Genomic DNA, 12,533 nt, shown 5'->3' with positions numbered 1-12,533 from the left:
CGATCCTTCGAGACGCGCGCAAGAGCGCGCTCCTCCAGCGACAAAGGCGAAGCCTTTGCGCGGGGATGACGGGGAGAGAGCGGGCATCGCCACAATGATTAACGGCTAGGCCTTGGCGCCGGCCTTGCCCTGCGGCCGCAGGCCGCCCTTGGTCTCGATGAAGCTGATGATGCGCTCGAGGCCGTCGCTCTTCTTCAGGTTGGTCATCACAAAGGGCCGTTCGCCGCGCATCCGCCTGGTGTCGGTATCCATCTTCTCCAGCGACGCGCCGACATAGGGGGCGAGGTCGATCTTGTTGATCACGAGAAGGTCGGACCGCGTGATCCCGGGGCCGCCCTTTGACGGGATCTTGTCGCCGGCGGCGACGTCAATGACATAGATCGTCAGATCAGCCAGTTCCGGCGAGAAGGTCGCAGCCAGATTGTCGCCACCGGATTCGATCAGGACCAGATCGAGGTTCGGAAACTTGGCGCGCATGTCGGCAACGGCCGCCAGATTCATCGAGGCGTCCTCGCGGATCGCGGTGTGCGGGCAGCCACCGGTCTCGACGCCGGCGATGCGGTCCGCCGTCAACGAGCCCGATCGCACCAGAAATTCGGCATCCCATTTGGTGTAGATGTCGTTGGTGATCGCCGCGATGTCGTAGCGTTCGCGCATCGACTTGCAGAGCAGATCCATCAGCGCGGTCTTGCCGGAGCCGACCGGGCCGCCGACACCGACACGCAACGGGCCGTGAGATGATGCCATGAGAAGGTCGCTCCGCTATCGTCGTCCCTGCGAAAGCAGGGACCCATAACCACCGAATTGCATTGTCGCGACGCGCTGGAGCTCCAGCCTTGCACAACCACAGAAGCCTGTGGTTGTGGGTCCCCGCGTTCGCGGGGACGACAGCCGAGGGTGCGGCGCCGACATCACTCGATCGCGCATCATGACCGAAACAACCTCGTATATTGCGTCTCGTGCCGCAAGCTGGCGAGATCGGCGCGGAAAGTCGCGCTGCCGAGATCGTCGAGCGACGCCGCGCCGGCGCGCGCGGCGGTCGCGGCTGCTACCGGCTCGAGATCGGCCAGCACGCGCTGGCTGTCGGTCTGCCCGAGCGGGATCAGCCGGCTACCTGCGGAAATCCAGTTGGAGACCACGGCATGGAGGAAGGCGTGCAGCGTGGGCTCCAGCGGAATGCCGTGCGCCGCGCTGACCAGGCCGACCGCGACCGGATAGACGATCGGGCCGCCACAGGCGGCAACCATCGCGTCGAGGCCAGGCGAATTCCAGGCCGCGCGCGCGATGTCGATGAAGGCGCGGCCCTGGCTCGTGGTCTCGAGCTGCCGCTCGCGCGACGGCACGAAGGCGGCGGCGAGTTCGGCGATCTCCTTTAAGGCGTGATCACCCTCCGATGCCGCGCGAAAACTTTGCGCGACGAACACAGCGTCGCAAAACCCGCTGCCCTCGGCCAGAACAGCCGCGAGCCAGCCACGCAGCGATGCAGCATCGGTGATGTCGCCGGCTTCCACTGCCCATTCGATGCCGCTGGAATAGGCGAAAGCGCCGACCGGGAACGATGGCGACAGCCACGTCATCAGCCGGTACAGCGCCTTCGCCTCGCCCTCCGTCATCCCGCCGCTGATAGCGGCTGGATCGGTCTCATTTGTGGTCATGAGCATGGGAATGGTCGTGATGGTCGTGGCCGCAATGCTCGTCGTGATGATGGTCATCACTGTGGTGATGTCCATCACCGTGGTGATGATGGCCATGATCGTGCGCGTGGCTCTGGGCGTGATCGTGCCCGGTATGGTCATGCGCGTGCGGTTCTTCCGCATGGGCATGCCCGGTATAGGCGCCGCCCTCGGGATCGAACGGCGCTTCGATCTCGATGACACGGGCCCCGAGCCCCTTCACCATCGCCTCGATGACGTGATCGCGGCGGATGCGCAGGCCCTTCGGCATGATCTGGGTCGGCAGATGGCGGTTGCCGAGATGCCAGGCGACCCGGATCAGATGATGCGGATCGCTGCCGCGGATTTCCAGCAGCGGCTCGGGCGCGGCGACCACCTCGACGAGGCGGCCGTCCTCCAGCACCAGCGCGTCGCCGCCGCGCAGCGCGACGGCGTTTTCGAGATCGAGCAGGAATTCGAACCCGCGCGTGCCGGTCATCGCCATCCGCCGCCGGTGACGGTCGTCGAAATCGAGCACGACGGTGTCGGCGGGTGTGTCCGTCCAGCGATGCTGTCCCAGAACTTTTGTCGCGCGGATCATTCCGACCTCAGAGCCTCTCGACCTTGCCGTCGCTGATGATCTCGATCACCGTCGGCGCGGTCTTCATTTGCGAGGAATACTCCCGCCACACCTTCATATGCGGCGCGCGGCCATGCGCGTTGAGGTCTTCGCGGGTCTCCCAGCGCTCGACCACCACATACTGATTGGGATTGTTGACGCTGACATGGCCGTCATAGGAGAGGCAGCCCTTCTCCTTGAGGGTCTCCGCCGTGCAGGCCTTATGTCCCTTGATGAAGTCGTCGCGATTTTCCGGCTTCATCGGCGTGGTGGCGATGACATAGATCATGGATCGTCTCCCTTCTTCTTGTTCGTTAGCGGACGTCGACTTTCTCCGGCGTGATCACCTCGATCTTCGGCGGCGCAGACATGCATTTCACCGCGACCCGGCCAAACGTCTTCATGTGTTCGACGGTGCGATGCGGCACCAGCGCCTCGGCGTTTTCCCACTGCTCGACGAACACCATCTTGCTGTGGTCGGTGACGCTCTCATGGAGATCGTAGGCGATGTTGCCGGGCTCCTTTCGGACCTCCTTGATGCAGGCGGTGGCCGCAGCGATGAATTCGGCGCGGGTCTCGGGCTTGATGGTCAACGTGGCTACGACGTAAATCACGGAAATTCCTCCCGGTTTTCTCTTTTGGCTTTGGATACCGGGAGGGGTTTTAGAACATAAAATAGCGCTGGGCCATGGGCAGCACCTCCGCCGGCGCGCAGGTCAGGAGCTCGCCGTCTGCGCGCACCTCATAGGTTTCAGGGTCGACCTCGATGTTCGGGGTTGCGTCATTGTGGATCATGCTCTTCTTGGAGATTTTTCCGCGGGTATTCTGCACCGCGTAGAGCTTCTTGGAGATGCCGAGCTTGCGGGCGAGCCCCCCGGCGACGGCGGCCTTCGAGGTAAATACCACCGACGACGCCGTCAGCGCCTTGCCGTAGGCTGCGAACATCGGCTGGTAGTGCACCGGCTGCGGCGTCGGGATCGAGGCGTTGGGATCGCCCATCGGAGCGGCCACGATCGAGCCGCCCTTGATGATGCAGTCCGGCTTGACGCCGAAGAACGCCGGCGACCACAGCACGAGATCAGCCATCTTGCCCTTCTCGACCGAGCCGATCAGCTTCGAGACGCCATGCGCGATCGCCGGGTTGATGGTGTATTTGGCGATGTAGCGCTTGACGCGGAAATTGTCGTTGTCGTTGCCCTTGTCCTGCGGCAGCGACCCGCGCTGCTTCTTCATCTTGTCGGCGGTCTGCCATGTGCGGATGATGACTTCGCCGAGCCGGCCCATCGCCTGCGAGTCCGACGACATCATCGAGAGCGCGCCGAGATCGTGCAGGATGTCTTCGGCCGCGATGGTCTCCTTGCGGATCCGGCTCTCGGCGAAGGCGAGGTCTTCGGCGATCGAGGGATCGAGGTGGTGGCACACCATCAGCATGTCGAGATGCTCGTCGATGGTGTTGCGGGTGAACGGCCGCGTCGGGCTGGTGGAAGACGGCAGCACGTTCTTCAGGCCGGCGATCTTGATGATGTCAGGTGCGTGGCCGCCGCCGGCGCCTTCGGTGTGGAAGGCGTGGATGGTGCGGCCCTTGAACGCCTTCACGGTATCCTCGACGAAGCCGGATTCGTTCAGCGTGTCCGAATGCAGCATCACCTGGACGTCGTAATCGTCGGCCACCGACAGGCAGGTGTCGATCGCCGACGGCGTGGTGCCCCAATCCTCGTGCAGCTTCAGCGCGCAGGCGCCAGCCTTGATCATCTCGACCAGCGCAGCCGGGCGCGACGCGTTGCCCTTGCCCGAGATGCCGAGGTTGACCGGGAAGGCGTCGAACGACTGGATCATCCGCCCCATGTGCCACGGGCCGGGCGTGCAGGTGGTGGCGAAAGTGCCATGCGACGGTCCGGTGCCGCCGCCTAGCAAAGAGGTGACGCCAGCCATCAGCGCGTGCTCGATCTGCTGCGGGCAGATGAAATGGATGTGGCTGTCGAAACCGCCGGCGGTCAGTATCTTGCCTTCGCCCGCGATCACATCGGTGCCGGGGCCGATGATGATGGTGACGTTGGGCTGGATGTCGGGATTGCCGGCCTTGCCGATCGCAGCAATCATGCCCTCCTTGATCGCGACGTCGGCCTTGATGATGCCCCAGTGGTCGACAATCAGCGCATTGGTGATGACGGTGTCAACAGCACCTTGCGCGTTGGTCACCTGCGACTGCCCCATGCCGTCGCGGATCACCTTGCCGCCGCCGAACTTCACCTCCTCGCCATAGGTGGTGAGATCCTTCTCGACCTCGATGATCAGGTCAGTGTCGGCCAGCCGCACCTTGTCGCCGGTGGTGGGGCCGAACATGTCGGCATAGACGGAACGTTTGATTTTCACGGACATGTTAGCCCCCTGTTTCAGCCAGCGCGGTTCTTGCGCGCTCAATAGTGTCATCGAAGATGCGGTCAAGCCGCGAATTGATTCCTCGGCAGCCGGCGACGACCTTGTCGGCCCAAGCTGCATAATCGGCGAGATCGCCACGCTCATCCTTGCTTGGATGCGGCACGATCCGGGCGCCGATATTGCTGATCTTGTCGGCGGTCTTGATCAGTTTGGCGCCGGGGGACTTGTGCGGAGCGTCCTCGATCTGCCTCTGGCGACGGACCGGTTTCGGCAGGCTCATGTCATCGGTGCACTCGACAACGAGACCGGCGACACGTTCGCTGAATTTATTTGCGAGTTCCTCGCGCGTGGTCTCGGTATCCTCGATGCTGTCGTGCAGCCAGCCGGCAGCCACGAGATCGGCATCGGTGCCTTCAGTCACAGTCGCGAGCAAGTTCGCGACCTCCGCGAGGTGATTGATATGCGGCTCACCACCCCGCCCCTTGCGCGCCATCCCGTTGTGACGGCGCGCAGCAAGTTCGGCAGCTTCGGAGATAAGGCGGATCGCGGGGAGCATGGCGTTACAGCTTCCCCTTCACCTCGCCGCGGAAGCCATGGACGATGCGCTTGCCGGCGAGGGCGACGAGTTTGACGTCGCGGGTCTGGCCGGGCTCGAAGCGGACGGCGGTGCCGGCGGCGATATCGAGGCGCATGCCGCGCGCTTTTTTGCGATCGAATTTCAGCGCCGGGTTGGTCTCGAAGAAATGGTAGTGCGAGCCGACCTGGATCGGGCGGTCGCCGGTGTTGGCAACCGACAGGGTCACGGTCTTGCGGCCGGCATTGAGTTCGATCTCGCCGTCCTTGATGAAGAGTTCGCCGGGGATCATGTCGCGCTCCTATCGGATCGGCTCGTGGACGGTGACGAGCTTGGTGCCATCGGGGAATGTCGCCTCGACCTGGATGTCGTGGATCATCTCGGGGATCCCGGCCATCACCTGGTCTCGGGTCAAAACCTTGGCGCCGGCCTGCATCAAATCGGCGACCGTGCGCCCGTCGCGCGCGCCCTCGACGATGAAGTCGGAGATCAGCGCAATGGCCTCCGGGTGGTTCAGCTTGACGCCGCGCTCGAGCCGGCGCCGCGCCACCATGGCCGCCATCGAAACCAGGAGCTTGTCCTTTTCGCGGGGAGACAAATTCATGCGAGCACTCTGATCAGATTGAAAGGATGAGTTGAGCCAGCTTCTTAATTGAGCCAAAGCCTCGGCAGCGGGACAGCGGAGGCGCGGCCGAGCACCGTCATCATGTCGGCGCGCAGCCTCGCCGCATCTTGGGCACAGAAACGCGCCATTGCAAATCCATTCCAGGCGGAGATGCCGACCTCGCCGCCGAAGCTTTCCGACGCCTCGCGGAGGCGCTCGACCAGCGCCTCGTCGCCCGGCACAATCAGTGCGGTCCCGATCGCCGCGCCGCCGTTGGCGATCGCGGGTTTTGCGAGCTTGTCGCCGATCTCGCCGTCGAGGCGGATCGTCTCCGCAAACACCAGTTTGCCGCCGCGGCGCATCCGCCAGCGGTCGACAAACTCGCCGTGGCGCATCGTCTCGCCCATCGCGGCGCGGCCGAACACCACGATTTCGCAAAGCAAAAGCGAGGCGCCTTCGGCGAGATCGATGTCGAAGCTGCGGTGGATCCGGGCGCGATCAAACAAGATGGTCTCCTGCGGCAGCCAGGCGAGGTGCGCCCCCGCCTCCGCCTTCAGGGCAATGCCGAGCCGCGCAGGCGCGCCAGTGGCGCGATAGACCTTCTCGGCCGCAGCTGTGGTCAGCGTCAACCGGGCGCCCTCGCCGGCCGCGATTGCGATGTCGAAGCGGTCGCCGCCGGCAATGCCGCCGGCGGTGTTGACGAACATCGCCGACAGGCCGTCGTCTTCCGGCGATGGAAAGCGGACGCGCAAAGAGCCTGATTCATGCAGATCACCGCGGCGGGTGGCGCCATCCCTTCGATGCACGTCGAACCTCACCGCGCCCTGGGCACGGTTCGCTGCAAATGTCGCTGAAGATGCGCCTGCGATCTCGCTCCGCATCCGCCCCAACGCTCCCCCTACCGCGCCGCGAGGAGCGGCGTCACAGTTTCATTACAGCGCCATCTGGCGGCTGATCTCGGCGGGATCGAGGGTCGCACGGTCGCAGGCATATTTCACCGCGCCTCGGTCCATCACGGCGAAACTGTCGCCGAGTTCGCAGGCGAAGTCGAGATATTGTTCGACCAGCACGATCGCGATGTTGCCGAGGTTGCGCAGATAAGAGATCGCACGGCCGATGTCCTTGATGATCGAGGGCTGGATACCTTCGGTCGGCTCGTCGAGCAGCAACAGCTTTGGCCGCATCACCAGCGCGCGGCCGATCGCGAGCTGCTGCTGCTGGCCGCCGGAGAGGTCGCCGCCGCGGCGGCCGAGCATGGTCTGCAGCACCGGAAACAACGAGAACACGTCGTCGGGGATGTTGCGGTCCTCGCGCTTCAGCGGCCCGAAGCCGGTCTTGAGATTCTCTTCCACCGTGAGCAGTGGAAAGATCTCGCGGCCCTGCGGCACGAAGCCGATGCCGTGCCGCGCCCGCTCATAGGGTTTTAGCGCGGTGATATCCTTGCCGTCGAAATTGATCGAGCCGGAGGCAATCGGATACTGCCCGACCATCGCGCGCAGCAGCGAGGTCTTGCCGACGCCGTTGCGCCCGAGCACGCAGGTCACCTTGCCGGGCTCGGCCGTGATCGAAACGCCGCGCAGCGCCTGCGCCGCACCGTAGAACAAATTGATGTTGTCGACCTTCAGCATTGCTCAGCGCCCCAGATACACTTCAACGACCCGCTCGTTCGCCGACACCTGGTCGATGGTGCCTTCGGCCAGCACCGAACCTTCATGCAGGCAGGTCACCTTGACGCCGAGTTCGCGGACGAAAGTCATGTCGTGCTCGACCACCATGATGGTGTGGTTCTTGTTGATCTGCTTCAGCAGCTCGGCGGTCAGGTGAGTCTCGACGTCGGTCATGCCAGCGACCGGCTCGTCGACCAGCAGCACCTTCGGATCCTGCGCCAGCAGCATGCCGATCTCGAGCCACTGCTTCTGGCCGTGCGACAGGGAGCCCGCGAGGCGGTTGCGCGCGTCGGTCAGGCGGATGGTCTCGAGCACCTTGTCGATGCGCTCTGATTCGGCCTTGCTGCCGCGCCAGAACAGCGTGCCGCGGACGGAGTGATCGACATTGAGCGCGAGCAGCAGATTGTCCTGCACGGTCTGGCTCTCGAACACCGTCGGCTTCTGGAATTTGCGGCCGATGCCGAGCTCGGCGATGCGGGTCTCGTCGAGCCGGGTCAGGTCGACGGTGCCGTCAAATAGCACGGTGCCCTCGTCCGGCTTCGTCTTGCCGGTGATGATGTCCATCATTGTGGTCTTGCCGGCGCCGTTCGGGCCGATGATGGCGCGCATCTCGCCCGGCGCCAGCGTCAGCGACAGGTTGTTGATGGCGTGAAAGCCGTCGAACGAGACGTGCACGCCGTCGAGATAGAGCATGGCCGAGGTGGCGCGGGTATCCATCACGTTCATGTGCCTACTCCGCCGGGTTCGGTTCGCCGATGCCGTCTTCGCGCGCGGCGCTTTCCTTGTCGGCCTCGATCGCCGCGCTACGTTGCTTGTCGCGCCAGCTGTTGAAGGTGCCGATGATGCCCTTCGGCAGCAGCAGCGTCACCAGGATGAACATCGCGCCCAGCATGAACAGCCAGTACGGCGCGAGCGGCCCCGAGGTGAAGTAGGTCTTGGCATAGTTGACGACGACGGCGCCGAGCGCGGCGCCGATCAGCGTGCCGCGGCCGCCGACTGCGACCCAGATGACCGCTTCGATCGAATTGCCGGGCGCGAATTCGCTGGGATTGATGATGCCTACCTGCGGCACATAGAGCGCGCCAGCGACGCCGGCCATGCAGGCCGACAGCGTGAACACGAACAGCTTGTAGGTTTCGACGCGGTAGCCGAGGAAGCGGGTGCGGCTTTCGGCATCGCGCACCGCGATCAGCACCTTGCCGAGCTTCGAGCTCACGACGGCGCGGCAGATCACAAAGGCGATGATCAGCGCCAAACAGCTCAGCAGGAACAGCGCGCAGCGGGTGCCTTCGGCCTGCACGTTGAAGCCGAGGATGTCCTTGAAGTCGGTCAGGCCGTTGTTGCCGCCGAAGCCGAAATCGTTGCGGAAGAACGCCAGCAGCAGCGCGTAGGTCATCGCTTGCGTGATGATCGAGAGGTAGACGCCGGTGACGCGGGAGCGGAAGGCGAGCCAGCCGAAGCAGAAGGCCAGCAGGCCGGGCGCCAGCAGGACCATCAGCGCCGCGAACCAGAACATGTCGAAGCCGTGCCAGTACCATGGCAGCTTCGGATAGTTCAGGAACACCATGAAATCAGGCAGGAGCGGGTTGCCGTAGACGCCGCGGCTGCCGATCTGGCGCATCAGGTACATGCCCATGGCGTAGCCGCCGAGTGCGAAGAACGCGCCGTGGCCGAGCGAGAGGATGCCGCAATAACCCCAGATCAGGTCGATCGAGAGCGCAAGGATGGCGTAGCAGACATATTTGCCCCACAGCGCCACCAGGTAGGTCGGCACCTGGAACATCGAGCCCTGCGGCAGCAGGAGATTCGACAGCGGGATCAGGATGCCAAGCGCCGCGACGATCAGGATGAAGGTAGCAGCGGCGCGATCGAGCGAGCGGGTCAGGATGTGCGGGGTCATGCTTCCACCGCCCGTCCCTTGAGGGCGAACAGGCCGCGCGGCCGCTTCTGGATGAACAGGATGATCAGCACCAGGATCGCGATCTTGCCGAGCACCGCGCCGGCCACCGGCTCGAGGAACTTGTTGGCGATGCCGAGCGTGAAGGCGCCGACCAGCGTGCCCCAGAGATTGCCGACGCCGCCGAACACCACCACCATGAAACTGTCGATGATGTAGCTCTGGCCCAAATTCGGGCTGACATTGTCGATCTGCGACAGCGCCACGCCGGCGATCCCTGCGATGCCGGAGCCGAGGCCGAAGGTCAGCGCGTCGACCCGCGAGGTGGCGATACCCATCGACGCCGCCATGCGGCGGTTCTGTGTCACCGCACGCATCTCAAGGCCGAGCGCGGTATAGCGCAGCATCGCGAGCAGGATCGCGAACACCGCCAGCGTGAAGCAGAAGATCCAGAGCCGGTTGTAGGTGATGGTGATCTGGCCGACTTCGAACGCACCGCTCATCCAGGAAGGGTTGCCGACCTCGCGGTTGGTCGGACCGAACAGGGTGCGCACCGCCTGCTGCAGCACCAGCGACAGACCCCAGGTCGCCAGCAGGGTTTCCAGCGGGCGGCCGTAGAGGAAGCGGATGATGCTGCGTTCGATCAGCACGCCGATGCCACCGGCGACCAGGAAAGCAAGCGGAAGGGCGATCAGAAGCGAATAATCGAACAGGCCGGGATAGCTAGTGCGGATCACCTCCTGCACCGCGAAGGTGGTGTAGGCGCCGAGCATCACCATCTCGCCATGGGCCATGTTGATGACGCCCATCACACCGAAGGTGATCGCTAGCCCGATCGCGGCGAGCAGCAGCACCGAGCCGAGCGACAGGCCATACCAGGCGTTCTGCACCGTCGACCACAGCGCCAGATTGCTCTGGATCGAGGAGATCGCGGAGGCCGCGGCCTTGGCAACCAGCGGCGGCTGGCCGGCGTCGAGACTGGTGAGCAGCGCCAGCGCCTCCTGGTCGCCGCGCGCCTTGATCACGGCCACGGCGTCGAGCTTGTCGCTATCTGACGCGTCCGACTTGAACAGGATGATGGCGGCGCGCCCCTCGGCAAGCGCCTGCCTGGTGGATTTATTGGTCTCCTTGGCGAGTGCGCTGTCGACGGTCGGCAGCATACTCTCCTCGTGGCTCTTGAGCACCGATTGCGCGGCAGACAGGCGCTTCGCCGGGTCCGACGACATCAGTGTCAGGCCGCCGACCGCGGCATCCACGGTGCGGCGCAGCCGGTTGTTGAGGCGGACGGCAGCGGCATTGTCCGGCAGCTTGTCGACGGCGGCGCCGGTCGCAGCGTCGATGATCTTGCCGTCGGGCTGGGTGATGAAGACCTTCTTGCTGTCGGGATCAGCCGACAAACGGCCGTCCTGCAGCGCGCTGATGATCGGGGACGCGAGCGGATTGCCCGATGATGCGATCTCGCCGACCGCGTCCTCGGTGTCGGAGAACTCATCATTGGCGAATTTGGCGACCGAGTCCTCGAACGGACCGGCCATCGCCGGCAGGACAAAGCAGCTGAGCAGCAGGATCGAAAGAAACAGCGCGCGAAAGCGGTCAATACAATTGGCGAACACGTGAATACCCCGGCCGGAGTGTGAGGAGAAGGCGGCGAACCGCGCCGCCTTCTCCAGTGTCTTGGAAGGTTTTTGTTGTGTCGTTGATCAGATCAGCAGTCCCGGATCAGGAACCCGAACCGAGGCACTTGCTGGTCTTGGTGTTGTAGTTGCCGCACTTCTTGCCGACCCAATCGCCAACCAGGTCCTTGGAGTCGGGCAATTCCTTCGACCATGCGTCGCCGGCGACTTCCGCCGGTGTCTTCCACACCACGTCGAACTGGCCATTGGCTTTGATTTCGCCAATGTAGACCGGCTTGGTGATGTGATGGTTCGGAAGCACTTTGGCGGTACCGCCCGTGAGGTTCGCCGTCTCGATGCCGGGAAGTGCATCGATCACCTTGTCCGGATCGGTCGACTTCACTTTCTCGACCGCCTTCACCCACAGATTGAAGCCGATATAGGTGGCTTCCATCGGATCGTTGGTGGTGCGCTTCGGATTCTTGGTATAGGCCTGCCACTCCTTGATGAACTTTTCGTTCGCCGGGGTCTTGATCGATTCGAAGTAGTTCCAGGCGGCGAGATGGCCGACCAGCGGCTTGGCGTCGATGCCGGCGAGTTCTTCTTCGCCGACCGAGAACGCGACCACCGGAATGTCTTTTGCCTTGATGCCCTGGTTGCCGAGTTCCTTGTAGAAGGGAACGTTGGCGTCGCCGTTGATGGTGGAGACCACGGCGGTCTTCTTGCCGGCCGAGCCGAACTTCTTGATGTCGGCCACGATCGTCTGCCAGTCGGAATGACCGAACGGCGTGTAGTTGATCATGATGTCTTCCTGCGCGACGCCCTTCGACTTCAGGTACGCCTCGAGGATCTTGTTGGTGGTGCGCGGATAGACGTAGTCGGTGCCGGCCAGCACCCAGCGCTTCACCTTCTCGTCCTTCATCAGATAGTCGACGGCGGGGATCGCCTGCTGGTTCGGCGCAGCGCCGGTGTAGAACACGTTGCGCTCGGACTCTTCGCCTTCATACTGCACGGGATAGAACAGGATGTTGTTCAGCTCCTTGAACACGGGGAGCACGGACTTGCGCGACACCGAGGTCCAGCAGCCGAACACGACCGCGACCTTGTCCTTGGTGATCAGCTCGCGCGCCTTTTCCGCAAACAGCGGCCAGTTCGAGGCGGGATCGACGACGACGGCCTCGAGCTTCTTGCCCATCACGCCGCCCTTCTTGTTCTGCTCATCAATCATGAACAGGACGGTGTCCTTCAGCGTGCTTTCGCTGATGGCCATGGTACCGGAAAGCGAATGGAGAATACCCACCTTGATGGTGTCGTCGGCCGCTTGCGCGGGCGAGAACGACGAGGACGCAGCCAGGCCCATAACCAGGCCGGCAGTCGCCGCGAGAGCGCGGCGACGGGTCACCGTCGCTATATCGTGAGTAAGTTGTGTAAGCATGAAATGTCATCTCCCTGACGCAGGCGTGGAACGCTTGCGAAACGGCCACCTGGCCGCCTGCGGTTAAGGGAATCGCAAGAACTGTGCCACGCC

The 12,533-nt window shown here is 63.8% G+C and carries 15 protein-coding genes; all 15 read right to left on the bottom strand.

The annotated features are described in order from the left end of the window. Positions 1-105: 105 nt before the first annotated feature. The gene (gene ureG, locus UP09_RS26155; protein WP_044541141.1) at positions 106-747 is read right to left on the bottom strand and encodes an urease accessory protein UreG; all 642 of its coding nucleotides are present in this window, start codon (positions 745-747) and stop codon (positions 106-108) included. Between the two features lie 179 nt (positions 748-926). Then, positions 927-1,661, bottom strand: coding sequence for an urease accessory protein UreF (locus UP09_RS26150; protein ID WP_044541140.1), 735 nt, complete (start codon positions 1,659-1,661; stop codon positions 927-929). Then, complete coding sequence (locus UP09_RS26145; protein ID WP_044541139.1) at positions 1,642-2,253, bottom strand: urease accessory protein UreE; 612 nt, start codon at positions 2,251-2,253, stop codon at positions 1,642-1,644. The genes UP09_RS26150 and UP09_RS26145 overlap by 20 nt, the downstream gene beginning before the upstream one ends. Positions 2,254-2,260: 7 nt before the next feature. Further along, positions 2,261-2,560, bottom strand: a complete 300-nt coding sequence (locus UP09_RS26140; RefSeq protein ID WP_044541138.1) for a putative quinol monooxygenase — start codon at positions 2,558-2,560, stop codon at positions 2,261-2,263. Between the two features lie 25 nt (positions 2,561-2,585). Next, positions 2,586-2,885, bottom strand: coding sequence for a putative quinol monooxygenase (locus UP09_RS26135; protein ID WP_044541137.1), 300 nt, complete (start codon positions 2,883-2,885; stop codon positions 2,586-2,588). A 49-nt stretch (positions 2,886-2,934) separates the two neighbouring features. Beyond that, complete coding sequence (gene ureC, locus UP09_RS26130; RefSeq protein WP_044541136.1) at positions 2,935-4,650, bottom strand: urease subunit alpha; 1,716 nt, start codon at positions 4,648-4,650, stop codon at positions 2,935-2,937. 1 nt (position 4,651) lies between these two features. Then, positions 4,652-5,206 carry an HD domain-containing protein gene (locus tag UP09_RS26125; RefSeq protein WP_044541135.1) on the bottom strand — a complete coding sequence of 185 codons (555 nt, stop codon included), beginning with the start codon at positions 5,204-5,206 and terminating at the stop codon, positions 4,652-4,654. A 4-nt stretch (positions 5,207-5,210) separates the two neighbouring features. Continuing rightward, the gene (locus UP09_RS26120; protein ID WP_044541134.1) at positions 5,211-5,516 is read right to left on the bottom strand and encodes an urease subunit beta; all 306 of its coding nucleotides are present in this window, start codon (positions 5,514-5,516) and stop codon (positions 5,211-5,213) included. Between the two features lie 9 nt (positions 5,517-5,525). Continuing rightward, entirely contained in the window at positions 5,526-5,828 is a 303-nt protein-coding gene (locus tag UP09_RS26115; RefSeq protein WP_044541133.1) for an urease subunit gamma, read from the bottom strand. A 44-nt stretch (positions 5,829-5,872) separates the two neighbouring features. Further along, the gene (locus UP09_RS26110; protein WP_044541132.1) at positions 5,873-6,709 is read right to left on the bottom strand and encodes an urease accessory protein UreD; all 837 of its coding nucleotides are present in this window, start codon (positions 6,707-6,709) and stop codon (positions 5,873-5,875) included. A gap of 51 nt (positions 6,710-6,760) precedes the next feature. Continuing rightward, a complete protein-coding gene (urtE, locus tag UP09_RS26105) occupies positions 6,761-7,456 on the bottom strand; it encodes an urea ABC transporter ATP-binding subunit UrtE (RefSeq protein WP_044541131.1) in 696 nt (231 codons plus the stop codon). A gap of 3 nt (positions 7,457-7,459) precedes the next feature. Further along, positions 7,460-8,221, bottom strand: a complete 762-nt coding sequence (gene urtD / locus UP09_RS26100; protein ID WP_044541130.1) for an urea ABC transporter ATP-binding protein UrtD — start codon at positions 8,219-8,221, stop codon at positions 7,460-7,462. Positions 8,222-8,225: 4 nt separating this feature from the next. After that, a complete protein-coding gene (urtC, locus tag UP09_RS26095) occupies positions 8,226-9,395 on the bottom strand; it encodes an urea ABC transporter permease subunit UrtC (RefSeq protein WP_044541129.1) in 1,170 nt (389 codons plus the stop codon). Continuing rightward, a complete protein-coding gene (urtB, locus tag UP09_RS26090; protein ID WP_245302217.1) occupies positions 9,392-10,927 on the bottom strand; it encodes an urea ABC transporter permease subunit UrtB in 1,536 nt (511 codons plus the stop codon). Before urtB ends, urtC begins: the two co-directional genes overlap by 4 nt. A 184-nt stretch (positions 10,928-11,111) precedes the next feature. Beyond that, the gene (gene urtA, locus UP09_RS26085) at positions 11,112-12,440 is read right to left on the bottom strand and encodes an urea ABC transporter substrate-binding protein (RefSeq protein ID WP_044541127.1); all 1,329 of its coding nucleotides are present in this window, start codon (positions 12,438-12,440) and stop codon (positions 11,112-11,114) included. Positions 12,441-12,533 lie beyond the last annotated feature (93 nt).

Origin of the sequence: Bradyrhizobium sp. LTSP885 (genome assembly GCF_000938305.1) — a bacterium.
GTDB lineage: Bacteria > Pseudomonadota > Alphaproteobacteria > Rhizobiales > Xanthobacteraceae > Bradyrhizobium.
Note: the sequence above shows the minus strand (reverse complement) of the source record. Positions and strands in the feature narration are given on the sequence as shown.

Bases quoted from the DNA above. Each gene is read 5' to 3' on its own strand.
- ureG (WP_044541141.1), bottom strand. From the start codon at position 747: ATGGCATCATCTCACGGCCCGTTGCGTGTCGGTGTCGGCGGCCCGGTC.
- UP09_RS26150 (WP_044541140.1), bottom strand. From the start codon at position 1,661: ATGCTCATGACCACAAATGAGACCGATCCAGCCGCTATCAGCGGCGGG.
- UP09_RS26145 (WP_044541139.1), bottom strand. From the start codon at position 2,253: ATGATCCGCGCGACAAAAGTTCTGGGACAGCATCGCTGGACGGACACA.
- UP09_RS26140 (WP_044541138.1), bottom strand. From the start codon at position 2,560: ATGATCTATGTCATCGCCACCACGCCGATGAAGCCGGAAAATCGCGAC.
- ureC (WP_044541136.1), bottom strand. From the start codon at position 4,650: ATGTCCGTGAAAATCAAACGTTCCGTCTATGCCGACATGTTCGGCCCC.
- UP09_RS26125 (WP_044541135.1), bottom strand. From the start codon at position 5,206: ATGCTCCCCGCGATCCGCCTTATCTCCGAAGCTGCCGAACTTGCTGCG.
- UP09_RS26120 (WP_044541134.1), bottom strand. From the start codon at position 5,516: ATGATCCCCGGCGAACTCTTCATCAAGGACGGCGAGATCGAACTCAAT.
- UP09_RS26115 (WP_044541133.1), bottom strand. From the start codon at position 5,828: ATGAATTTGTCTCCCCGCGAAAAGGACAAGCTCCTGGTTTCGATGGCG.
- UP09_RS26110 (WP_044541132.1), bottom strand. From the start codon at position 6,709: ATGCGGAGCGAGATCGCAGGCGCATCTTCAGCGACATTTGCAGCGAAC.
- urtE (WP_044541131.1), bottom strand. From the start codon at position 7,456: ATGCTGAAGGTCGACAACATCAATTTGTTCTACGGTGCGGCGCAGGCG.
- urtD (WP_044541130.1), bottom strand. From the start codon at position 8,221: ATGAACGTGATGGATACCCGCGCCACCTCGGCCATGCTCTATCTCGAC.
- urtC (WP_044541129.1), bottom strand. From the start codon at position 9,395: ATGACCCCGCACATCCTGACCCGCTCGCTCGATCGCGCCGCTGCTACC.
- urtB (WP_245302217.1), bottom strand. From the start codon at position 10,927: ATGGCCGGTCCGTTCGAGGACTCGGTCGCCAAATTCGCCAATGATGAG.
- urtA (WP_044541127.1), bottom strand. From the start codon at position 12,440: ATGCTTACACAACTTACTCACGATATAGCGACGGTGACCCGTCGCCGC.